The organism is Allotamlana fucoidanivorans, assembly GCF_006265225.1.
Classification (GTDB): domain Bacteria; phylum Bacteroidota; class Bacteroidia; order Flavobacteriales; family Flavobacteriaceae; genus Allotamlana; species Allotamlana fucoidanivorans.
In genome coordinates this window covers 37,079-62,130 of the sequence record NZ_VDCS01000006.1, presented here as the reverse complement: position 1 = coordinate 62,130, position 25,052 = coordinate 37,079, and the positions used below count along the sequence as shown (strand labels likewise).

General features: G+C 34.1%; 17 protein-coding genes and 2 tRNA genes. 17 read left to right on the top strand and 2 right to left on the bottom strand.

The genetic code is table 11. The features are described 5' to 3' along the window. The first annotated feature begins 24 nt into the window (after positions 1 to 24). From FGF67_RS07100 to FGF67_RS17620, 5 genes are all read left to right on the top strand, one after another. Positions 25 to 108, top strand: a tRNA-Ser gene (locus FGF67_RS07100). Between the two features lie 18 nt (positions 109 to 126). After that, a tRNA-Pro gene (locus FGF67_RS07095) sits at positions 127 to 201 on the top strand. A 216-nt stretch (positions 202 to 417) separates the two neighbouring features. Continuing rightward, positions 418 to 807 carry an Arm DNA-binding domain-containing protein gene (locus FGF67_RS17630; protein WP_317128521.1) on the top strand — a complete coding sequence of 130 codons (390 nt, stop codon included), beginning with the start codon at positions 418 to 420 and terminating at the stop codon, positions 805 to 807. Continuing rightward, positions 804 to 1,220: a phage integrase SAM-like domain-containing protein gene (locus tag FGF67_RS17625; RefSeq protein ID WP_317128520.1), complete on the top strand. Its 417-nt coding sequence runs from the start codon at positions 804 to 806 to the stop codon at positions 1,218 to 1,220. Before FGF67_RS17630 ends, FGF67_RS17625 begins: the two co-directional genes overlap by 4 nt. Then, positions 1,217 to 1,594 (top strand): tyrosine-type recombinase/integrase, encoded by a 378-nt coding sequence (locus tag FGF67_RS17620; RefSeq protein WP_317128519.1) that lies wholly within the window; start codon positions 1,217 to 1,219, stop codon positions 1,592 to 1,594. Before FGF67_RS17625 ends, FGF67_RS17620 begins: the two co-directional genes overlap by 4 nt. Positions 1,595 to 1,834: 240 nt before the next feature. On the opposite strand, the gene FGF67_RS17240 is transcribed toward FGF67_RS17620, so the two are convergent. Continuing rightward, positions 1,835 to 2,005 carry a hypothetical protein gene (locus FGF67_RS17240; RefSeq protein ID WP_158293194.1) on the bottom strand — a complete coding sequence of 57 codons (171 nt, stop codon included), beginning with the start codon at positions 2,003 to 2,005 and terminating at the stop codon, positions 1,835 to 1,837. 39 nt (positions 2,006 to 2,044) lie between these two features. Beyond that, positions 2,045 to 4,585, bottom strand: a complete 2,541-nt coding sequence (locus FGF67_RS07085) for a hypothetical protein (protein WP_139696181.1) — start codon at positions 4,583 to 4,585, stop codon at positions 2,045 to 2,047. Positions 4,586 to 4,891: 306 nt separating this feature from the next. Between FGF67_RS07085 and FGF67_RS07080 the strand changes: the two genes are divergently transcribed. From FGF67_RS07080 to FGF67_RS07025, 12 genes are all read left to right on the top strand, one after another. Continuing rightward, positions 4,892 to 8,062, top strand: coding sequence for a SusC/RagA family TonB-linked outer membrane protein (locus FGF67_RS07080; RefSeq protein WP_139696178.1), 3,171 nt, complete (start codon positions 4,892 to 4,894; stop codon positions 8,060 to 8,062). 9 nt (positions 8,063 to 8,071) lie between these two features. Continuing rightward, entirely contained in the window at positions 8,072 to 9,955 is a 1,884-nt protein-coding gene (locus FGF67_RS07075; RefSeq protein ID WP_139696176.1) for a RagB/SusD family nutrient uptake outer membrane protein, read from the top strand. Positions 9,956 to 9,991: 36 nt separating this feature from the next. Continuing rightward, entirely contained in the window at positions 9,992 to 10,681 is a 690-nt protein-coding gene (locus FGF67_RS07070) for a DUF3823 domain-containing protein (RefSeq protein ID WP_139696174.1), read from the top strand. 105 nt (positions 10,682 to 10,786) lie between these two features. Continuing rightward, positions 10,787 to 12,145 carry a glycoside hydrolase family 71/99-like protein gene (locus tag FGF67_RS07065; RefSeq protein WP_233244026.1) on the top strand — a complete coding sequence of 453 codons (1,359 nt, stop codon included), beginning with the start codon at positions 10,787 to 10,789 and terminating at the stop codon, positions 12,143 to 12,145. An 84-nt stretch (positions 12,146 to 12,229) separates the two neighbouring features. Further along, positions 12,230 to 14,497, top strand: coding sequence for a GH92 family glycosyl hydrolase (locus FGF67_RS07060; protein WP_139696170.1), 2,268 nt, complete (start codon positions 12,230 to 12,232; stop codon positions 14,495 to 14,497). 155 nt (positions 14,498 to 14,652) lie between these two features. Next, the gene (locus FGF67_RS07055) at positions 14,653 to 15,783 is read left to right on the top strand and encodes an alkaline phosphatase (protein WP_139696168.1); all 1,131 of its coding nucleotides are present in this window, start codon (positions 14,653 to 14,655) and stop codon (positions 15,781 to 15,783) included. 22 nt (positions 15,784 to 15,805) lie between these two features. Then, positions 15,806 to 16,597 (top strand): metallophosphoesterase, encoded by a 792-nt coding sequence (locus FGF67_RS07050; RefSeq protein WP_139696166.1) that lies wholly within the window; start codon positions 15,806 to 15,808, stop codon positions 16,595 to 16,597. A gap of 232 nt (positions 16,598 to 16,829) precedes the next feature. Further along, a complete protein-coding gene (locus tag FGF67_RS07045; RefSeq protein ID WP_139696164.1) occupies positions 16,830 to 19,124 on the top strand; it encodes a GH92 family glycosyl hydrolase in 2,295 nt (764 codons plus the stop codon). Positions 19,125 to 19,135: 11 nt separating this feature from the next. After that, positions 19,136 to 20,425 carry a glycoside hydrolase family 71/99-like protein gene (locus FGF67_RS07040; protein WP_139696163.1) on the top strand — a complete coding sequence of 430 codons (1,290 nt, stop codon included), beginning with the start codon at positions 19,136 to 19,138 and terminating at the stop codon, positions 20,423 to 20,425. Positions 20,426 to 20,493: 68 nt separating this feature from the next. Further along, a complete protein-coding gene (locus FGF67_RS07035; protein WP_158293193.1) occupies positions 20,494 to 21,870 on the top strand; it encodes a sulfatase-like hydrolase/transferase in 1,377 nt (458 codons plus the stop codon). 1 nt (position 21,871) lies between these two features. Continuing rightward, positions 21,872 to 24,112 (top strand): GH92 family glycosyl hydrolase, encoded by a 2,241-nt coding sequence (locus tag FGF67_RS07030; protein WP_139696159.1) that lies wholly within the window; start codon positions 21,872 to 21,874, stop codon positions 24,110 to 24,112. Beyond that, positions 24,112 to 25,038, top strand: coding sequence for an endonuclease/exonuclease/phosphatase family protein (locus tag FGF67_RS07025; RefSeq protein WP_158293192.1), 927 nt, complete (start codon positions 24,112 to 24,114; stop codon positions 25,036 to 25,038). Before FGF67_RS07030 ends, FGF67_RS07025 begins: the two co-directional genes overlap by 1 nt. Positions 25,039 to 25,052 lie beyond the last annotated feature (14 nt).

Genomic DNA, 25,052 nt, shown 5'->3' with positions numbered 1-25,052 from the left:
TTGCAATGTTCTTAATAAGAATTAGGAGAGGTGCCAGAGTGGTAATGGAGCAGATTGCTAATCTGTCAGCGCGTAAGTGCTGCCCGGGTTCGAGTCCCGGTCTCTCCGCAAATAGATAACCAAAATCGGGGTGTAGCGTAGCCCGGTTATCGCGCCGCGTTTGGGACGCGGAGGTCGCAGGTTCGAATCCTGCCACCCCGACGAACTTAGAAATAAGTTAAACTAAAACACTGTTAATCTTATGATTTTCAGTGTTTTTCATTTTTTATGCATTTGATTGATTTTATTTAAAACTAAATAATAGGTGTGCAATTCGGTGTGCAGTGGTTCGAACGAAATGTATTATCTTTAAGGAACTTTCGAGTATGATTTGACTTTTGATTTAACAGGTTATTGTTTAATTAAAGTCATTTTAAAATGAAATCAAAAAACACCTTTTTCGTTATTTTCTTTACGAGAAAATCAAGAAGCAACCCAGTAGAACTTTCTATTTATGTACGTATCACGGTTAATGGTAAGCGCTCAGAGATTAGTTTAAAGCGATCTGTTTTATTTAAAGACTGGGATTGTCATAAGAGTAGGGCTAAGGGGAGTTCTTCAAAAATAAAAACTTTGAACTTATATTTAGATGAAGTATTTGGCAAATTATTGAATTGTCATAAAGAATTACTCATTGAAGATGCTATTGTTTCTTCAGATTCGATTAAATCTCGGTATTTGGGAGAAGATAAAACCAGTAAGACTTTGAGAGATCTTATTAGTTATCATCATGATAAGATGGGAGCTGTACTTAAACCAGAACCATGAAGAATTATTACACCACAGAAAGATATTTGTATGAGTTCTTGCAAAATATACGCAGATCAAGTGACATCTATTTAAATCAACTAAATTATGAGTTTGTTACCGATTTTGAATATTTCTTACGTCATTATAAAAACTCTAAAAAGAAATTGATGTTATCGAACAATGGAGTGATGAAATATCTGGAGCGTTTCAAGAAAATGCTCAATTTAGGGGTTAAGCTTGAATGGATGCTAAAAAACCCGTTTAATCAGTTCAAGTTGAAATATAATAAGTATGACAGGCCCTGTTTAACAGATAGAGAACTTAAAATAATAGAGTGCACCGAATTTAAAAGTGAGCGTCTTGATCGGTTTAAGGATTGCTTTATTTTTCATGTTATACAGGACTATCTTATGTTGACGTCAAAGATTTGACCGAAAATAATATTGTAAGAGGTATTGATAATAATTTATGGATTAATACTAATAGAGAAAAGACAGATGAAAGTGTAAAGGTACCTGTACTTCCAAAAGCTTTGGATATTATTAAAAAGTACAGTCAAGACAAAATCCTAAGCAAAACAGGAAATTTATTACTAATGAGTTCTAATCAAAAAGTCAACAGTTATCTAAAAGAAATAGCCAAAGATTGCGGGATATATAAGAATCTTAAGTTTCATGTAGCCAGACATACCTTTGCCACAACTGTTATGCTTTCAAATGGTGTTCCTAATAGAAACAGTTTCAAAATTATTGGGACATACAAAATTAACAACTACCCAGATTTATGCACGGGTGGTGGAGAGTAAAATTAGTGAGGATATTAATAATTTGTTGGGACGCTTGGAGACTAAAGGAATTAAATCTTCTTGTCAGTAGTGATTATGTTAAAGTTGAAACAAGTTATGCTGGGTTGATCTAAAAAAAATATTTTATAGCGTAGAATTATTTATGTTAGCTTGCTGTTTAACAAAATTTATGTAGGCGTTATTTTTAAAAGCAAACCAGTTTTCTCTATGTTCAGAATGATCTATAAAATATTTGAAATTCTAGTAGGACTTATTCTTTGTTAAAATTCTCAATACTTGTGTTTTAGACTGGTCATCGGGGAGTGAATTGGCAAAATCTTGCATGACTTGATAGCTTTCAGAAGAGGTCATTTGTTCAAATCGGATATAATTGGTGGAGTCATTTTTAACGTTGTGAATGATATCTTGCAAAAGCTCTGAATTAAAGTATCAGTTGTTTATAGGCTATTATTAGTTTTTAAAATCAGAAATTGTTTCCTTAAAAGATTTTTCATAATCAGCCTCTAACAATTCAAAGTATTTTTGACAGAAATCATTATAGTTTTTCTTTGCAATTCCTTTTTTTCCTTGGTTATACAAGGACTTGCACTTTATAGAGATAGCATCTTCGTTCAAGGGAGCGTATTTTAAAATGATATTACTTAGTAAAATAAGTAATTGCGCGTCGTCTATATATTTAGCGATTCTAATAAGATTATCAATTAACATATTGTTATCATCATTCTTAAAATCTTCAATCCACTCTGTATGTACATCTGGTGAAATTTCACCTTTTGAAATTATGTTTAAGAGTTTATAGGTTTGCTCATGGTCAAGATGTTTATTTGCATTTTCGTCTAAAGCCTCTTGAACAAAAGTGAAATCACAGAAAACAGAGTTCCCTAAATTAATGTTCCAATATGTATTATCATTACTAATTTCAATATTACCTATTTTATCTAACAGCAGTCTTAATTTACTGATGTTAACGTTTCTGTTATTTCTTGCGTTACTATCAGATTTATTAGGCCATAAAAGTTCTGTTAATTGGTTTGAAGAAATACCTTTTCCGTTTTTGGCGCTTGTTAAAAGTATGATAAGAAAAAGTTGCTTTAGAGTAGGTGTAAATAAGGCAGTGATATCATTGCCTTCTTTATCATAAACCTGAAACCCTCCATATAGATAAATAGCAGATGTTTTTACTTTTTCAGGTTTTACATGTGTTAATTCTAGAATTTCTTCATTTAGAGCCGGAGCATCGGTAGTTTTAACTTTTCGATTAGGTTTATTTAATCTTTTACGGATAAGAAAAATTGAGATGAAAATTAAAATAAGACCGAACAAAGCATAAATCCAATAGTTTTTTCTTAAAACTAGAGGTTCTATTTCATTTTGATAAATATCTTCAGGGAAAAGTGGGGGATAAGTTAATGAATAAAGACTTGCTTTGCTTTCTGTAACTGTTAACGTGTGAATTTTTGAATTATTAGAATCTAAAAAAAAGTCTACGTGCGATTTAATATCAAGAAATTCATATGGTATAGAGTCCGAAAACACTGTGACTTTAGGAGATGACACCCCAATTTGAGCAAGTTTTAAATTGGTATTGTAATTGGTGTTGTTATAAGTTAGTGTGTAAAAGCTATCCGTATTTTCATCTATAATCATTGATGAAACCGGTACAAATGGAGAATAAGGTATGTTGTCCGTTTCCCAAAGCTTATTGGTTTTGTAATTGTTGTTTAAGTCTATTGAATACAAATCATAGAAATGCCTGCTTCTAACACCTTGTTTACCAGAAGGGCTACCGTACCCGCCAAATAGTAAAAGTTTGTTGTCTGATTGCAGTCCCATAGAGCTTAAGTATCTTGGCGGAACTTGACTACTCAAATCAAGAGACTGGATATTATACTTACCAAAAGAAAAATTAGAGATTTGAGATTTGTACTTATAAAACCCATATCCGCCAAAAGTAAGTAAGGTACTGTCAATGGGTGAAATGATTTTATTATGGTGAAAATAAGCCGTTTCGGGACATGAGGTTTTTGATTCTGACCATTGCTGTTTTTTGAAATCAAACTTTTGATAAAACCCTTCATCTATTGAATACGCTAAAAGCTCATTGCTTAAATGATTGAATTTATAATTAGCAGATTGACAGTTGATTGTGTTTCGTATTTGATTTAAAGTATCAATAGTGTTGTTATCTATATGGTATATATAAATAGACTTAGGGTTTATAAAATAAACTCTTTTATTTATGGGGTCGTTAGCAGTGCCAAGTAGATTGTTAAAATTAAAATCTTGAATTTTTTTCCAGAAAACATGCTGGTCTATTAGCCATTTCGGGTTTTCTACTAGAGCTTCGTCGTTTGAAATATTATCGTATACTTTGTTTTTTTTAGTGTGCTTCCCAAGTGGCCAATTTTTGATGAGCGCATTGTTGTTATCTAATATCTTAACATTTTTAATACTCATTGGGCAAACGTCTGTAGTCACAAACCCTTTATATCTGCTTTTTCCAAAAATGATATCTAACACATCCATTTTAGAAATACCTTCAATATCTTTTGAAAGTTTGTAACCATTAATGGATATGGTAATTTCTGAGTGTTTTGCGTTTATTTCAATTTTAAACTTAATCCATTTATCATATGAGCCTCTTGGGATGTCGGCCCATTTATATTTAAATAGTATTTTATCCTTTACTACAAGCCAAAAATTTTCATTCTCGTGATTTAGGTTTGCCACTAAATCAATGTTTGTTTTTTTATCTCCTATGAGCTGTACTATATTGCCGTAGTAGCCATCACCTCGTCTAAAATTAGCTTCAAACTCAACAACAAGCTTTTGGTCTATTTCTAGAGGGTAATTGGGAGTTAGGTTAAGAGAAGTTCTTTGTTCTTGGGTAACCTCATGAGATGAAAAATAAAGACCTTCATCTAAAACATCTTGAGCTGTAACACCATTAAAGAACGTTAGAAGAAATATAAATAAGATGTTTTTTTTCATAATCAGTCGATAGGGGAATGGAATCTCTGTATAACCAGTGCAATATAATTGATATTTTATTTTTTTGTTACTATTGCTAGCAAAAAATTCTTAATAACCAATCTAATCTAATGTCTGAATTATGAAATTCTAAAAAAAATAAGGGTCAAAAAAAATTAACCGAAAATTAAGTGCTTATTAAGTGTTAATTATTTACTAATTAATATTGGCCACATATATTTGGCTCAACAAAAAATAAAATTCTAACTGTATGATTTGACAAAAACAAAAACTAACAACTAATTATGATTTAACAAGCTAATTTTTATGAAAAAAAATATTTTATACCAAACTCGAGTCGACAAACAGAAAAATCCGTTTGTTGCATTATTACGTTTATTGTTCTTAATAATTTTATTCGGTACACAAGGAGCCTTGGCGCAAAACAGGGTTATTTCAGGTGCTGTAGTAGATGAAAATGGAGTGCCTCTTCCTGGTGCATCTGTATTACTGGAAAACACCTCAACCGGTACAGTAACAGATTTTGATGGGAACTATAGCATTAAAATACCAGAAACGGGGTCACAAACCTTAACTTTCAGCTACATTGGTTATTTGACAAAGTCAATTGCTGTGCAAAACCAGTCAACCATAAACGTTGCTTTAGAGTCAGATATATCTGCTCTGGATGAAGTTGTTGTAGTTGGTTATGGAACTCAAAAGAAAGAGAGTCTTACAGCATCTGTTGCTGTTATTGATAATCAAGAAATTCAAACAACAACAAACGTAAGTGTGGCTCAAAAGCTATCTGGTAAAATTGCGGGTGTTCAAATTCGTCAGCAATCAGGTCAGCCAGGTTCTTTTGATAACGATATTAATATACGTGGATTTGGGGCTCCAATCTATGTTATTGATGGTATTCGAAGAGGAGGTTCAGCTGATTTTCAACAGTTAAATGCTGATGATATTGAAAGTATCTCAATATTAAAGGATGCTGCTGCTGCTATTTATGGCCTAGGTGCTGCAAATGGTGTTATTTTAGTTACCACCAAAAAAGGAAGTAAAACTAAACCAACATTTAATTACAATTCTGTACTTAGTGTTGTAAGGCCAACTGACGTTCCTAAAATGGCTAACGCTGCTCAGTACACCCAAATGTGGAATGATACACAATTGTTTATTCCAGGAGGGGCAGGGACACCGTTTTATTCTCCAGAAGAATTAGAATTATGGAGAACAGGTGCACCTGGATATGAAAGTACAGATTGGACTGATTTGGTACTTAAAAAACAAGCGTTTACACAACAGCATAATTTCTCGGCTACTGGCGGTTCTGAAAAGACAAATTATTTTATCAGTTTCGGGTATGTAAATGAAGATGGACTTATACGTAGTAATGATATGGGGTATAAACGCTATAATTTCCGTACTAACTTAACTACAGAATTTGCTAAAAACTTAACAGGTTCAGTTTTAGTGAGTGGCAGATGGGATAAAAATTGGCAACCGGGAACAGGCTTCTTTAATATTTTTAAAGGAACACGTGTAACTTTGCCAACTGAACGTCCATATGCCAATAATAATCCTGCTTATTTAGCACCAGTATTATCAGGTTTAAATCCTGTGGCTTTTATGGAGAAGGATGTTACAGGTTATAGCAGAAGTAATACTAAAAGATTTACTTCTACATTCTCACTTGAGTATGATGCGCCTTTTGTTCAAGGCTTGTCTTTTAAAGCCGTAGCTGCGTATGATGCTAATATATTTCAGAATAAATCGCTATCACTGCCCTATAATTTATATACATATGATGAAGACACAGATAAGTATAATCCTCTTAAACAAAATGATGGGACATCTAATATAAGTAATAGAAACTCAAATAGTGATGCTCTTACACTACAAGGATACATAAATTATAAAAGAACATTTAATGATGTTCACAATATAGGTGCAACTGCGGTTATCGAGAAAAATACTTGGGAAAATAGAGAGTCTTTTATTAGAAGGTATTACAGGAAATTTTATACTAAGGATCAAATCAGATTCGCAGACGTGTTAGATCCAGATACAGATGGTATAGAAAATCAATCTGCTGATTTTTCATATATTGGCCGTTTCAACTATGACTATAAAGGGAAATATTTATTAGAATTAGCAGGTCGTTACATGGGGTCCTATCGTTATGCTCCAGAAAACAGATATGGTTTTTTTCCAACAGCTTCTTTAGGTTGGAGAGCGTCAGAAGAATCATTCTTAAAAGATGTGAGTTGGTTATCTAACTTAAAGTTTAGAGGTTCTTATGGTGTAATTGGAATGCCAGAGGGAAATCCTTTTCAATATGTAGAAGGTTTTAGTATTGGAAGTGGAGGGTCATATGAATTTGTTGATGGAGAATTGACTGAAGGTATTTCTACGCCACCAATTGCAAATGGAAACCTTTCATGGATGGAGGCGACTACAAAAAATATAGCCGTAGATATGGGCTTTTTACAAAACCGTATCAATTTCACTGCAGAGGTTTATGAACGGTTGTTAGATGGTATTCCTGCTAAGAGAAGTATAGCACTTCCAAATACTTATGGAGGTGAATTGCCTCAAGAAAATTTGAATAGTGAAGTAACCCAAGGTTTAGAGTTGTCTATAAGTTATAGAGATAAAATTGGTGAAGATTTCAATTTTGCAGTTTCTGGTAATTTTGCCCATGCTAGAACCAAAAGAAAATATGTGGAAGGCGAAGCATTTACGAATAGTTATTCTAGATGGAGAAATCAACGGTCAGATCGTTGGAACGATGTTTTTTGGGGGTATAACTATATAGGACAATTTCAAAATGAAGACCAGATAGCAAATGCGCCATTACAAAACGGAGATAGAAGTAATAGCGAAAGAGAATTGCCAGGCGATTTTGCATATGAAGATTGGAATGAAGACGGTGTAATAAACGGTTTAGACGAGCAACCGTTGTTTTACTCAGGAAAACCAAAAATGTTCTATGGTTTCACCTTAGATTTAGAGTATAAAGGATGGTATGCTAACTTATTATTACAAGGAGCTGCTAATTATACTGTTAGATTTAGAGAAGTATATGCCGAGATGTTTGCCTTTAGAGGAAATACACCTGCTTATTTCTACGATAGATGGAGAAAAGAAGATCCCTATGATATTGATAGTGCATGGATTCCTGGAAAATGGCCTGCATCCAGAACTATTGGAGATGTGGGTGGAATGTACAGAGAAAGTTCAAGATGGAGAAGAGATGCGTCTTATTTAAGATTAAAGTCTCTTGAGATTGGTTACAACCTTAAGTCTCAGTCTCTAGAACGTACCTTAGGAATAACTAATTTGAGAATTTACGGAAGTGGTTTTAACCTTTATACTTGGGCAGATGACTTTGTAAAACCGTTTGATCCAGAAAAGATAGAAGGGGCTTATTCCGCCGGATTAACATACCCTGTAACGAGCACTTTTAACTTAGGACTAAACGTTAATTTTTAAAAAATAAATATGAAAACTATAAAACAACTTTTTATCTTATTTGTTTTAGGTCTTGTGGTTGTCTCATGTGATGATGGTCTTGACTTGGAGCCAACAGATAAAATAACGGCAAATGATTTATTTGGTGATCCAGAAGGTACCAAATTGTACTTGGCAGATTTATATGATAGAATGCCTATTGAAGATCTTACCTACTTTCCTAGAGACGGATTTAACTATAATAGAAGTAACCCAAACAACGGCGGATTTACAACTGATATGTTAACACCTTGGGCACACCACAGTGAGCGAAATAGCTTTATCAATGGAGGCTATTTAAATTGGTGGGAAGATGCTTATAGGTTAATTAGAGATGTAAATATTTTTATTCAAATTATTCCAGAATTAAACATATCTGAAGAGCAACGAGCATTTTACACTGGTGAGGCTGCATTTATTAGAGCTTTTGCTTACTTCGGTCTTGCAAAGCGTTACGGGGGTGTGCCGTTAATTTTAAAACCACAAGAGTTTAATGGCGATGTTGAAGAATTAAAAGTTCCTAGAAATACAGAAATGGAAACATGGGATTTTATTCTAGCAGAGTGTGATGTAGCAGCTAATAATTTAGATGAAACTAATGGAAGAAGAGCTTCAAAATGGGCGGCTTTAGCGTTAAAGTCAAGAGCTGCATTATACGCTGCATCAGTAGCAAAATTTGGAGACCAAATCAATTTGACTGGTGAAGCAGTTAACCTAGGACTAGTTGGTCTTCCTGAAAATTCAGCTTCTAAATATTACCAAGCATGTATTGATGCCTCGGCAAATATTATAGAAAACGGACCGTTTAGTTTGTACAAGACAAACCCATCAAGTGTAGAAGAAGCGGCTGAGAATTTTAGAGCAATGTTTGCAGATCCAAATATTGCACCAGAAGAGGCTATATTGATTAAAGGACGCACCATTCCAGGTGATAATTACGGAAATAACTATAATATTTGGTTCAATCCAAACCAGTTAACCAATGGATGGCCACATCCAGGAAGATATTGTCCAACGCTTGAGTTTGTTGATTTATTTGAAAGTTATGATAACCCTGGGTCTAGTGCTCCAATTGTCACTACGGTTGATGGAGATATTAATAACTACAATGGTTATGATCCCAGTAGGGAGTATTTACACTATGAAAATCCTCTTGATATATTTGCAGGTAAAGATGCCCGTTTGCAGGGGTCTGTAATTTTACCAATGTCAGAGTGGAAAGGTGAAACCATTATTTATCAAGCAGGTTTTATAGATCCTCGTGGTAATATTAAAATTGAAACTAATGGGGTTACTCGTGCTAACGGACAGTTTTACTTTACATACGGTTCTTCCGATCCATCTCAATTTTCAGGATTTAGCCCTTTAGGTGGTAACCATACAAAAACAGGGTTTGGTTTTAAAAAATTCTTGAGCTTAGACCCTGTAGTTCCAGGTTGGAATAGAAGTACAACAGATTTTGCAGAGATAAGATATGCTGAGGTATTATTAAATTATGCAGAGGCTGTTGCAGAAAGCGGTTTGGGTGATGCCGGTATGGCTAAAGATGCTTTAAATGCAACAAGAAAACGTGCATTTCATCAAACAGAAATTCCTTTAACTGTTGAAAATGTAATGAGAGAACGTACAGTTGAATTAGCCTTTGAGAACAAGACAATATGGGATTTGATGAGAAGAAGAACGTATCATACAACATTCAATAACACAAGAAAACACGCCTTAAAGCCAGTGATTGATTTGAGAGGAGAGCCTCCTTACAAATATATCTTTATTCGAGATAGAATTAGAGGAAATGATCCTCAGACATTTGATGTAAACGAATATTACAGAAATATTCCAGGTATCGGATTGAACGGTTTAGTTCCAAACCCATAAAACCACGGTTAAATATTTCTAAAATTTAAATTAATTATGATGAAAAAAATCAGATATATTATACTACTAATGCTTTCAATAGGTGTGTTTACTTCTTGTGAGTTAGACAATTTTGATGGTCCTGATGCAGGGTTGTATGGGAGTGTTATTGATGAGCAAACAGGCCAGTTAGTTGAGCAAGATATTATCCGCGGAGGCGAAATTGAAATTTATGAACAAGCCTATGAAAATGCAACACCTCAAAGACTAATTTATAAAGTTGATGGTACTTATAAAAATAGTAAACTTTTTTCAGGTTTATATAAAATAATACCTATTAGAACTAACTTTAGAACCCTAGATACAATAGTATTAGATATTCAAGGGCAGACAAAATTAGACTTAATTGTTACCCCTTACATTAGAATTAAAGATTATTCTATTGAGAAGAACGGAACCATAGTTACCGCTAAGTTTAAGTTAGAGCAAACTGGGGTATCAAATGTTAGCAAAATTGGGCTATACGCAGGTGCTGATAAACATGTTGGAGAACCAATGCGACTTGTAAAAGCTGAACAGGATATTAATAATATTGTTGATCCTAGTCAAGAGTATGAAATTTCAATTGATACTTCTGCCGAAATAGATTTGAAAGAAGGTAAAACTTATTTTTTCAGAATAGGTGCTTTATATGATACTGCAAATGCAAGATTTAATTATGCGCCAGCTGTTGAAATAGCACTGTAATAAGTTTAGGTATTTATAAAAGTAGCCTCTTTTAATTTTAAATAGAGGCCACTTTTATTAAAATTGATTAATAGTAAAAAAAAAGAAATGATAAAGAACGAGATTTTGAAAAGGGCAGTAGTTGCCATTTTATTTTTATGCATAGGATGGTCATGCAGTAGTAGTGACGCTGCAGATATAAAGGAAGATGATGATGAGGTTATTGTGACACCTCCTCCAGTTGATGAGATTGTTTATGATGAAACAGGATGTTTGTATACATCTTATACAAACTTAGTAATGGCCGGTTACCAAGGTTGGTTTGCAGCTCAAGGCGATGACTCTAATAGAGGTTGGTACCATTATCAAAACCCTAAATGCGGTGGTTTTTTTCCGGGGTGTTCAAGTATTGATATGTGGCCAGATATGAGTGAATATACTGAGAAGTATGTGACGCCGTTTAAATATGAAGATGGTTCAGATGCCTATTTATATAGCCCATATGATGAGTCTTCAATCGATCTTCATTTTAAATGGATGAAAGAAAATAATATAGATGGCGTTCATATGCAACGATTTGTTGTAGAAATTCATTCTTCAAATCCTAAAGGGAAAAGACACTTTAATAAAGTGTTGGCAAATGCATTAAAGGCTGCAAAAAAGTATGATAGAGCTATAAGTGTGATGTATGACCTTAGTGGATGTGATAGCCAAAAAGTAGCCTATTTAGAACAAGACTGGAATGAGTTAGTACAAGAGTTTAATTTATTTGATAATGTTGAGCATCCAACCTATTTGCGTCATAACGGGAAACCATTAATGTCTATATGGGGTGTTGGGTTTAACGATAATAGAAAGTATACCACAATTGATGTTGACCGTTTGGTTGGTAAATTAAAAGGGCCTAGAAACAAAGTGTCTATTATGTTAGGTGTGCCGTATTATTGGAGAACATTTGGAAATGACACAGAAAATAATCAAGGATTACATAATTTGATAAAAAAGGTTGACATTATCATGCCATGGGCAGTAGGAAGATACAATTCACCATCTAGCTATAATGCAGACAATGTCTATCAAGATATAAGATGGGCAGAATACAATAAAGTAGATTATGTGCCATTAGTTTTTCCCGGATTTACCTGGGGTAATTTGCAACAAACGCCTGAAAAATACCATGATATTCCTAGATTAAGAGGAGACTTTTTATGGAGGCAAGTTGCTGGTGCAAAGTTATCTGGAGCTAAGAGTTTATATGTGGCCATGTTTGATGAAGTAGATGAGGGAACAGCAATTTATAAAGTAAAACGTAATAAAGAAGTACCATTAAATGGTTACGGTCCAACAAATGAAGAGAATAGATTTAAATATGTAGGGATTGAAGACGACTTAGATTCTGACTATTATTTATGGTTAACGGGGCAAGCCGCAAATTGGTTTCATGGAGAAGGTAGCTATAGCATTAATAAACCAAATCGTCAATAGTTTGAATTTTGATATTATTTTACATTTTATAAACAGTGTTTTTTACTGGTGTTAAGATGTTCATGACAGAGATTAAAATATAAAATGAAAAAATACTTAAGAAATACATTGTTTTTTGGTGGAGCAGTTGTTATGTTTCTAATAGCTTGGTCCGTCTCAGATGATACTAAAATAAATAAAACGCTAGTTGATTTTGTTAACCCCTATATAGGTAATATTAGTCATTTGTTGGTGCCTACATATCCTACTATCCATTTGCCAAATAGTATGATGCGAGTATACCCAGAGAGAACTGATTTCACTTCAGATTTGTTAGATGGACTGCCTCTTATTATTACCAGTCATAGAGGAAGTTCTGCTTTTAATTTAAGCCCGTTTCAAGGAGAAGAAAAAGACATAAAGGAAGTAGTTAGATATAGCTATGATAATGAGCAGATAACACCATACTCTTATTCAGTTTATCTTGATGAACAAAACACATCTGTTAATTTTAGTGTGTCACATCAATCTGCTATTTATGAATTGGACTTTGAAAAAGATGATCTTGTTTATCTAGTAATCAACTCAAAAAATGGCGGAATAAATTGGAATGGTAAAACGTTAACAGGTTATCAAATCATAGAGAATGATACTAAAGTGTATCTATATATGACAATTGATGAAAACCCTGAAGACATTTTAGAACTTAAAAACAATGAGTTAGTAAAGAGATCGAGTAAAAACTATGAAAACTCCAATGTTGTATTAAAATTTACAAGAAACACAAAAAAATTACATATTAAATATGGAATCTCTTTTATTGATGAACAGCAGGCAAAACAAAATTTTGAAAGAGAGCTTCTGGATGAAAATATAGCATCCTTAAGAACAAAAGGGAGAAACATTTGGAATGATGCATTAAGTAAGATTGAAGTTCAAGGAAGCAATGATGATGACAAAACCGTTTTTTACACATCTTTGTATCGAACTTTTGAACGACCAGTATGTTTGTCTGAAGATGGACGTTATTACAGCGCTTTTGACAATAGTGTTCATCAAGACCAAGGAAGACCCTTTTACACTGATGATTGGATTTGGGATTCATACAGGGCACATCATCCATTACGTATTTTAATTGACGCAAAAAAAGAAGAGGATATTATAAATTCTTTCATACTAATGGCAGAACAAATGGATGAGTTTTGGATGCCAACTTTCCCTGAGGTTACAGGAGATAGTAGAAGAATGAATTCAAATCATGGTGTAGCTTCAGTAATTGATGCCTATAAAAAGGGACTTAGAGGTTTTGATCTTGAAAAAGCATACGAAGCATGCAAAAATGGAATAGCCGAAAAAACACTAGCGCCTTGGTCAGGAATGCCTGCTGGGGAATTAGATGCCTTTTATAAAGAGAAGGGGTATTTTCCTGCATTGCATCCAGGAGAAGAAGAATCTGTCCCAGAAGTACATACATTTGAAAGCAGACAACCCGTTGCAGTTACTTTGGGTACGTCTTATGATGAATGGTGTTTAGCCCAAATAGCCAAAGAACTTGGAAAAAATGAAGATTATCGTATTTTTTTAGATAACTCTTTTAATTACAGAAACCTATTCAACCAACAAACTCATTTTTTTCACCCAAAGGATGACAAAGGTAACTTTATTGAACCCTTTGATTATAAGTTTTCTGGTGGTATGGGAGCTAGAAAGTTTTACAGTGAAAATAATGCTTGGACTTACAGATGGGATGTGCAGCATAATGTAAAAGATTTAATAGATTTAATGGGAGGAAAAGTATCTTTTGTTAAACATCTGGACAGTACATTTGCAGAGCCATTAGGAAGAAGTAAATATGCGTTTTATGCTCAGTTACCTGATCAAACAGGTAATGTTGGGCAATTTACTATGGCTAATGAGCCATCATTGCATATTCCTTATTTATATAATTATGCAGGGCAACCTTGGAAAACTCAAAAGCGTATTCGTACTCTTTTAAAACAGTGGTTTAGAGAAGATTTAATGGGCATTCCTGGAGATGAAGATGGAGGCGGAATGACGTCATTTGTAGTGTTTTCGCAACTTGGGTTTTATCCTGTTACTCCAGGTATGCCTATTTATAATATTGGAAGCCCTGTATTTGAACATGCAACAATTCATTTAGAAAATGGAAAAGATTTTACCATAATAGCCAAAAATTATAACCAGGAAAACAAATACATTCAATCAGCGAAATTGAATCAAAAAGAATGGAATAAGCCTTGGTTTTCACATGATGATATTATAGATGGAGCTGTTTTGGTTTTAACAATGGGAGATAAAGCTAATAAAATGTGGGGTAGTTCTGCAGAAATGGCACCTCCTTCTGTTGATTAAAGTTTTGAGTTAGTTTTATTTAGTTTTGAGTGTATTGTTATCCTATTATAGTAAGATAACGGTATTGTTTAGTTTATTAGTTGGAAGGGGTGAAAACCCCTTCTTTTAGTTGTAAAGTTTAAAAAAAAAATATTTTTAAAAATAATTAAGCAATAATGGATAGTTTAGTAAAAGTTAGTTTAATTGGTTTTTGCTTGTTTGTTGTGTCATGTGCTTCAAAAAAAGAACTTTTATCAAAAAAATGTATACAACGCCCAAAAAATGTTATTCTTTTAATAAGTGATGGGGCCGGTTTATCTCAAATTTCATCATCATTTTTTTTTAAGGATGATGTTCCAAATTATTCAAGGTTTAATAATATAGGACTTATTAAAACATCCTCATTAGTACAGGATGTAACAGACTCAGCGGCAGGAGCCACTGCATTTTCATGTGGTGAAAAAACTTACAATGGAGCTATAGGTGTTGCTAATGATTCTACTAACCTAGAAACAATTGTTGAGATTGTACAGAATAAGGGAGTGAAAACAGGGCTTATAGCTACTTCTTCTTTGACACATGCCACACCAGCTAGCTTTTTCGCCCATGCCGTTAGCCGTAATATGGAGGAAGAAATTGCTTTAGATTTAACGAAATCTAAAGTTGATTTTTTTGCAGGTGGTGGTGTGAAATATTTTAATAAGCGAAAGGATGGTGTAAATTTATTAGATTCTAATGGTTTGAGTGATTGCCATATAAATACGAATCAGCTAGAAGATTTTGAAAATATAAAAAGGTATAGTAGAGTGGGATACTTACTTGCATCTAACGAAATGCCAAAGGTATCAGAAGGACGAGGGAACTTTTTACAGAATGCCACAGATTTAGCTATTAAGTTTTTAAGTAAGGATAATCATCCTTTTTTTATTATGAGTGAGGGCTCACAAATTGATTGGGGAGGGCATCAAAATGATGGAGATTATCTTGTTTCAGAATTGATTGATTTTGATAACACTATAGGCAAGGCTTTAGATTATGCCGAGAAAGATGGTAACACATTGGTAGTTGTTACTTCAGATCATGAAACAGGAGGTTTTACCCTTTCTGGGAAGATAAAAAAAGGAGCTGATGGGTCTAAATATGGAGATTATTCAGAGGTTGGAATGTCTTTTTCAAACGGCGGACATTCAGCTACATTAATTCCGGTTTTCGCTTATGGGCCTGGTGCAGAAATATTTAATGGTATTTATGAGAATACAGAGGTGTTTCATAAAATCATGCAAGTTACAGGTTGGAAAAAGAAATGATATCCATAATATTTAGATATTTATGAGAAGATTACCTGTCAGTATTTTTATGCTATGGTTCTTGTCATGTCATCAAATCAAACAAGAGTCGTTTAATTTTGTTCAATTGTGTGATATACAACTAGGAATGGGAGGTTATGCGCATGATAAAAAAACATTTGAGCAAGCCGTAAAACAAATAAATCTTCTTAAACCTGATTTTGCTATAGTTTGTGGTGATTTGGTTAACAATGCCACAGATAGTTCGTATGCCGATTTTAAAACTATTGTAAATAAATTTAGAATACCGTATTATCTGGCTGCTGGAAATCATGATGTTGGTAATGTTCCTGATAAAAAAAGTTTAACTTATTATAGAAATAGGATAGGGAAAGATTATTATAAGTTTAAAAATAAAAAATCTACGTTTGTAGTGGTTAATACACAGCTATGGAACGTGGAGGTTCAAAGTGAATCAGAGCAGCATCATATTTGGTTCAAGAACACATTGGATAGTTTAGAGAAAACAAAGGAAAATATTTTTGTAGTGGGACATTATCCATTGTATATCAAGTCCCCTAATGAATCTGATGAATATTTTAATATTCCAATCCAAAAACGAGAAGAGATTCTCAATTTATTAGTAAAAAACAAGGTTAAAGCATATTTGTCAGGACACAAACATGAAACGATTATTAATACCTATAAAAACATTCAGTTAGTAACAGGAGAAACAACTTGTAAAAATTTTGATAATAGACCGTTAGGATTTAGATTTTGGACTGTATCGCAGGATTCTATATCTCATAAGTTTATCAGGTTAATAGGTTTTTAAGTACGACACTTTTTCTTAAGATGCTTTTTTTAAAGAAACTATCCCATAAAGTGACACAATATTAATTACTTGTGTAGAGAACTACATGTTTTTTCTTTTTATCCTTCAATTAAAGCAATATTAACTCTTAATTAATTGAATATTCATCATAAATTAATTAACGATTCTAATTTTGGTTGCAGTTAATTGATCATCTAAATGTGATGATTAATCTAATTTCAACTTTATAATTATGAAAAACAAGCTATGGGGCGTTCTTTTATTAGGAACGTTATTTTTTACTAGTTGTGATGAAAAAAGAGGGCATTCAGAAGCGGTCACAATTTCAAAAGATAATACAGAATATGTAAATCCTTTTATTGGAACTGGAGGACATGGCCATACTTTTCCGGGTGCAACAGTACCTAATGCTATGGTACAATTAAGTCCAGACACAAGAACAGCTGGTTGGGATGCTTGTGGTGGGTATCACTACACTGATAGATCCTTAAAGGGCTTTAGTCATACTCACCTTAGCGGAACGGGGATTGGTGATTTAGGGGATTTTCTTTTTATGCCTTTTACAGGCAAAACTAAATTAGAAGCAGGCAGTCCTGAAAATCCAGATGAAGGTTTTAGAAGCCGATTTAGTCATGACGATGAATTAGCTGAACCAGGTTATTATTCGGTAAAATTATTAGATTATCGTATTAAGGCTGAATTAACGGCATCTACAAGGGTTGGTTTTCATAAATATACATTTCCAGACCATGCCGATAAGAAGCTAATAATTGATACAGATCATACTGTTCACGACAGAAATGTGGTAAATAGTACCATAACTGTGTTGAGTGACACAGAAATTAGCGGTTATAAGCACATTAAAGGTTGGGCGCCAAACAGGCATATTTATTTTTATGCAAAATTCAACCAGGCGTTTGATGCTGAGTTGTTCAAGGATAAAATAGCTCAAGAATCGCTAAACGAAGTAACAGGTAGAAAGCTGTTAGCCGTCCTTAACTTTAAAGGCGATAAATCTGAACCTTTGTTAATAAAAGTTGGGATATCTTCTGTTGATGCTCAAGGTGCTAAAAATAACCTTGAAAAAGAAGTAAGAGATTGGGACTTCGATAGAGTAAAACAAGAGGCACATACCCTCTGGAAAAAGCATTTAGATCAAATTGAAGTAGAAGGAGGAAGTGAAGACGAAAAAACCATTTTCTATACTAGTTTATATCATACAGGAATGAGTCCCTATGTTTTTAGTGATGTTGATGGACGTTACAGAGGTATGGATCAAAAAATATATACTTCAGACAAAAATATTTACACTGTATTTTCTTTATGGGATACCTTCAGAGCCTTTCATCCATTGTTAAACATCACTCAGCCAGAGAAAAACAATGCATTCATAAATACATTATTAACCAAGTACGACCATGGAGGGGTTTTGCCAAAATGGGAATTAAATGGGAATTATACTGGTTGTATGATAGGTTACCATTCAATACCTGTAATTGTTGATGCTTACTTTAAAGGTATTAGAGATTTTGATATAGAGAAAGCCTACAAGGCTATGATACATGCTTCAACATATAATGATACTGGTATTTTGTTTCCTTCAGAAGATGTGAAGGAGAAAGTATCTCCAATGGCTAAAAAATACAATGAAGAGTTAGGATATATTCCTTCAGATTTAGAAAATGAATCTGTTTCAAAAGCATTAGAGTATGCTTATAACGACTGGTGTATTGCTCAAATGGCCAAAGACCTTGGGAAAACAGAAGATTACGAGCGTTATTTGGAGCGTTCTAAGCGTTACCTTAAGTACTTTGATAAAGAAACAGGATTTATGAGAGGGCTTCAAAGTAATGGTGAGTTTAGAGAGCCTTTTGATCCTAAATACTCTCAGCATAGAAAAGATGATTATGTAGAAGGCAACGCATGGCAGTGGACATGGTTTGTGCCCCACGATGTTAATGGCCTAGTAGAGCTAATGGGAGGTAAAGAAAAATTTATTGGAAAATTAGACGAATTATTTACCACCAGTTCTGAAATTAAAGGAGAACATGTGTCTAGTGATATTTCTGGTTTAATTGGTCAATATGCTCATGGTAATGAGCCAAGTCATCATATTACGCACATGTATAATTTTGTTGGTCAACCTTGGAAAACACAAAAGCTAACCGATGATATCATGTCTACCTTATACTTTAATCACCCTAATGGTTTATCAGGTAATGAGGATTGTGGGCAAATGTCTGCGTGGTATATTTTAAATGCTATGGGCTTCTATTCATTTAGCCCAGGAAATGACACCTATTCTATCGGTCGTCCAATCTTTGATAAAGTCACCATTAACCTGACCAATGGTAAAAAATTTACGGTAGTAGCTAAAAATAATGATCCAAAACACCTATACGTTCAATCTTTAAAATTGAATGGAGTTGATTTAGAGGCACCTTTTTTTACTCATAAAGACATTGTAGAGGGGAGTACCATCGAGTTTGAAATGGGGCCATTAGAAAACAAAACATTATTCAACTAATATTAGATTTTATGAGTTTAAGATATAATTTATGGCTAGTTTGTATGCTTGTATCTATATCATTTCAAGCACAAGATAAACATACGAGAATAAGTAAATATCCAAGTTATAAAGGCTTGGTAATGGCTGGTTACCAGGGGTGGTTTAGAGCGCCAGGTGATGGTTCTGGTTCTAAATGGGGGCATTATGGAGCTAATGGAAAATTTGATAAAGATCATAATACCATTGATTTTTGGCCAGATGTCTCTCAATATGAAAAAACATATGAAACTAGTTTTAAGTTTCCTGATGGTACCAAAGCAAGAGTGTTTAGTTCTTTTGATAAAAGCACAACAGACCTACATTTTAAATGGATGAAAGACTATGGAGTTGATGGTGTTTTTATGCAACGTTTTTTTGGGGTTGCAAAGCGTTATAATGACCCTAATAAATCTGAAGACGTTATTTTGAAGAATGCAATTAATGCAGCAGAAGTTAATAATAGAGCCGTAGCGGTAATGTATGATTTGTCTGGATTAAATCCATCTACGGATGATTGCTCTTATGTTATCGAAGACTGGAAAAAACTTGTAGATAACTTAAAAGTCACAAAAAGCGAAAACTATTTACATCACAATGGAAAACCTTTAGTAACTATTTGGGGGTTAGGTTTCCCTGATAGACCTTATGATATTAGGAAAATAGGCGTTAATAGGTTGATTGACTTCTTAAAAAATGATCCAGAGTATGGCGGTTGTTCAGTCATGCTTGGTGTGCCTACTTATTTTAGAGAGTTAGACAAAGACTGTTTGCCAGATCCTTACTTACATGAGGTAATCCGTTCTGCAGATATTGTATTGCCTTGGATGGTACAACGTTTTACGCCGCTACTACATCAAGATGAAATACGATATAGAGACCACGTAATGGCAGATATTAAATGGTGTAAAGAAAACCAAGTAGACTATGTGCCCTTAGTGTATGCAGGATTTAGCTGGCACAACTTATCAAAACGAAATCCTGGTCTGGCTAGACACACGTCATACGGCGCTATTCCTCGTGTTGGAGGAAAGTTTTTTTGGGATTTAGCTTATAATGCAATTGCAGCTGGTGGAGAGATGCTTTACATAGGCATGTTTGATGAAGTAGATGAAGGGACAGCAATTATTCCTGTACTAAATGATCCGCCAAATAGTAAAGATGCTCATTTTGTAGGTAATGACAATGTACCATCAGATCATTATTTGTTTTTAACAGGGCAGGCAGGAAAAATGCTCCGAAAAGAGATTCCATTGCGCTATAAAATGCCAACAAGAAATTAAGATTTTTAAGTGTAGTATTTAAGAAAGATTAAATCATGAGCATCCGTTTTTTTCGTTTTATACAAATAATGTGTGCATGCCTATGTTTTATAGGATGCAAGTCTCAAGACGACGGAAAAAATAGCGGAAACAGGAAGCCCAACGTCCTAATTATTTTAACAGATGATTTAGGTTACGGTGATATTTCATCTTTCGGACAAGCTATTTATAAAACACCAAATATTGACAGAATAGGAGCAGAAGGTGTTGTTGCTTCAAGTTTTTATGTGCCAACCCCATATTGTGCACCCTCAAGAGCTTCGTTGTTAACAGGTCGTTTTCCGTTACGTCATGACCTTATAAAAAACCCTACTCCAGATGCTCATATAGAAGTAGATACCATTGGTTTAGCTCCAGAAGAGGTAACCATGGCCGAAGTTTTTAAAGACGCTGGTTATGCTACTAAAGCTATAGGAAAATGGCATTTAGGGCATTACCCAAAGTTTTTTCCAGTAGCGCAAGGGTTTGATGAGTATTATGGTATTTTGTATTCAAATGATATGCGTCCCGTTCAAATTATTAGAGATAGAGATACGGTTCAGTATCCTGTAGATCAGAGACATTTAACAAAAGACTATACGGCACAAGCAATTGACTTTATAACACGGAAAAAGGAAGGGCCTTTTCTTTTGTATTTGGCTCATGCTATGCCTCATAAACCTTTAGCGGCATCAAAGGCATTTTATACACCAAACACACCAAACGATTTATATGCTGATGTGGTTCGTGAGTTAGATTGGGGTGTTGGACAGGTTTTGCATACGTTAAAAGAGCTAAAGCTATTAAATAATACAATTATAATATTTATGTCAGATAATGGGCCTTGGTACGGTGGCAGTACGGGAGGTTTTAAAGGTATGAAGGCGACCACTTGGGAAGGCGGTATTAGAGTACCTATGATGGTGAGATACCCTGAAGCATTCACAAAGGGTATGACTGTAAATGTGCCTATTTGGTCACTAGATATTTTACCAACTATATGCTCTTTAGCCAAAGTAGCAACTCCAAAAAATGTAGTTTTAGATGGACAAGATATCACAGCTCTATTACAAGGAAAAACGACAAAGCATGCTCCGGTATTTAGTATGCATGGAGATAATATAATGTCTGTTCGTAAAGGAGATTATAAATTATTTATAAGAAGGCCTCCAGGATTTGTAATTGAAGATTTTACAGGCTGGGTTGACCCTCGTGGACCAGATGGTAATACAATTATAGCACAAACAGAACAAGCTACACCTGCCAATTATCCTGGTGTTATACCTGTCTATCCCGAAAAAGATATTCAGTTATTTAATTTAAAAGAGGATCCTACTGAATCTAATAACCTATCTCAGGCTTACCCAGAATTAGTAGAAGAGTTATTAAAAATATATAACAACTTTCAAGAAAATTTGAAAAAGTAGTATGAAAAGACTAACCGTATTATTATTGTTCAGTATTGGCTTATTTTCTAAAATATGGGGACAGGAAGATTTTACAAAGTATATAGATCCTACCATAGGGAATGTATCTAGGTTTTTGGTGCCTACTTATCCAACTATGCATCAGCCCAATCAAATGCTCAGAATGTTTCCTGTTAAGAAGGATTATATTTCAGATGAAGTAGAAGCATTTCCTTTGCAAGTGATTAGTCATAGGCGCCCAGGTTCAATTCAAATGAAAGCCTTTTCTGGATATGATATTCAAAAAACGCAAAATCAAAGCATGATAATAGATCATGATTTGGAGGTATATCACCCATGGTTTTACCAAACGTATCTTATTGAAGACAATATAAAGGTGAGTTTTACCCCAGGGAAAAAAGCGGCTATTTATAAAATTGAATTCCTTGAACAAAACCTTAAAACTTTAATGTTTAAAGGTAAAGGTGCTAATAAAATGACGCTGGCAATACATGAAAATGGCACTTTTAGTATGGCTGAAACTGTTGAAGAGCTTACAAGAGGAACCAACCCTAAAAGGAAGCTAGTTAAGGTATATGCACATGCTTTATTGGTTAATGAAAACAATGAAACTATGCAATTAAATAAAGTTGATACCACTAACTCTAAATTTCTTATACAGTTTAAGGGAGATTCAATAGTGTATTTAAAATATGCAATTTCGTACATCAGCCACGAGCAAGCAAAAATCAATTTAGAAAAAGAGCTATCTGGAGTGGATTTTAATGATTTACAAGCATCAGCTAAAAAGTCATGGGATAAAGTTACTAATCAAATTCAAGTTGAAGGCGGCACAGAGGCACAAAAAAGAGCATTTTATACAGCGCTTTACAGAACCTATGAACGTATGGTTGATATTAATGAATATGGCCAATATTTTAGTGGCTACGACAATAAAACACACAAAAGTAATAGCTCTTTTTATGTTGATGATTGGGTTTGGGATACCTATAGAGCGCATCACCCCTTAAGAACCATTTTAACTCCAAGTATGGAAGAGGAAATGTTAGATTCTTATGTGAAAATGTACGAGCAAAGCGGTTGGATGCCAACATTCCCAATTGTTGATGGAAATAGTATGTGTATGAATTCATACCATTCAAGTGCATTGTTTTTAGATGCTTACAGAAAGGGTTTAAAAGATTACGATATTGAAAAAGCTTACCAAGGTATTAAGAAAAATTTAACCCAAGGTACATTTATACCATGGCGACAAGGCTATCCTAAAGAGACTATAGATGATTTTTACCATGAAAATGGTTTCTACCCCGCTTTACATCCAGGAGAAAAGGAAACTATTGCCAACATGGATGGGTTTGAGAAACGTCAAGCCGTAGCGGTGTCTTTAGGTATTAGTTTTGATTTTTGGGTGTTAAGTGAATTAGCAAAAGAATTAGGTGAAAATAAGGAAGCAAAGGCGTTTTCTGAAAAAGGAAATAATTATAAAAAATTATGGCGTGATGAATATAAACTGTTTATGCCAAAGGATGATAAAGGGAATTGGATAGATATAAATCCTAAGTCCGCAGGAGGTAGAGGTTACAGAGATTATTATGATGAAAACAATGGATGGACTTATGCTTGGGATGTGCAACAAGACATTCAAGGATTAATAAATTTATTGGGCGGTAAGGAACAAGCAGAGGCTAGATTAGACCAAATGTTTAGAGAACCCTTAGGTATGAGAAAGAATGAATTCTTTTTAGACGGTTCTAATTCCACTGGTATGGTAGGACAGTTTTCTATGGGTAATGAACCTTCATTTCACATCCCTTATTTATACAACTATTTTGGAGCGCCTTGGAAGACACAAAAGAAAACAAGGTTTTTGTTAGATGTTTGGTTTAAAGATAATGTTTTTGGTGTGCCAGGAGATGAGGATGGTGGCGGAATGTCTGCTTTTGTAGTGTTTTCTTCAATGGGATTATATCCAACCACCCCAGGACTACCTTTTTACGATATCACGAGCCCTATATTTGAAAAAACTTCGATAAAACTTGAAAACGGAAAGACTTTTACTGTTTTGGCAGAAGGTGCTAGTAAGAAAAAAAAATATATTCAAAAAGCATTTTTAAACGGTAAAGAGATTACAAGTCCCTTTATTACCCATAAGCAAATTATGGATGGCGCCACTTTAAAACTTGTGTTAGGAGCAATGCCTAATAAAGAATGGGGAAAACATACAAGCCTACCCAAATACTAATGACTTTGAACAGTTTAAATAATAGCGGAATAGAAAAAGATGTTAAAAGAATAGTATTAGCAATAGCATTACTGTTACTCTTTTTTGCAACGATTTCAGCGCAAGAAAAGGGTAATGAATTAAATGACGCTAAACAACTCTCTTTAATGACCTATAACATAAAGTTTGCAAGTGCTAACTACAATCCTCTATGGAGGGACAGGCGAGATATGCAAGTTGATTTAATTAACAAGTATCAACCAGATGTTATCGCCACCCAAGAGGGGTTAAAAGAACAAATAGACTTTTTAGAGGCGCAATTGCCAGATTATGTTATGGTAGGTGAAGGAAGACAAGGTGGAGATGATGATGAGCACATGGCTATTTTTTATAGGCGAGACAAGTTTCGTTTAAGAGAGTTAAACAGTTTTGCTTTATCAAAAACACCTGAAGTACTAGGGAGTGGGCCTGATATAAACCCTAGAATAGTGACATGGGTGAGGTTAGCTTATAAAAATATTCCAGAAGAAGAAGTAGGCTACCCGTATCCAGAAGATTATAGAGGACACTGGGAGAATAACAAAGAGTTCTACGTTTTTAATACGCATTTTTTTAATGGTCATGAGCCTTTAGGAAGGCTAAACGCAGCCATAATGATCAAAGAAAAACTTGAAGAATTGTATCAATTTGGTAGTTGGGAAAATAACAAGCCTATTTTTTTAATGGGTGATTTTAATTGTCAACCTAAAAGTGAACCACATCAAATATTTGTGGGTGAAGACAAATTTTTAAAAGACCCTAATACAATACATGATACCAAAATAGATTGGATTTTATTTAAAGGTAATGTAGAAGCTCAAAGTTATAAAGAGCTAGACTATAATATTAATGGCGTTTATCCTTCTGATCATAAACCCATCCTAGTAACCTTTAGAGTTAACAAATAATTAAACACAAACTA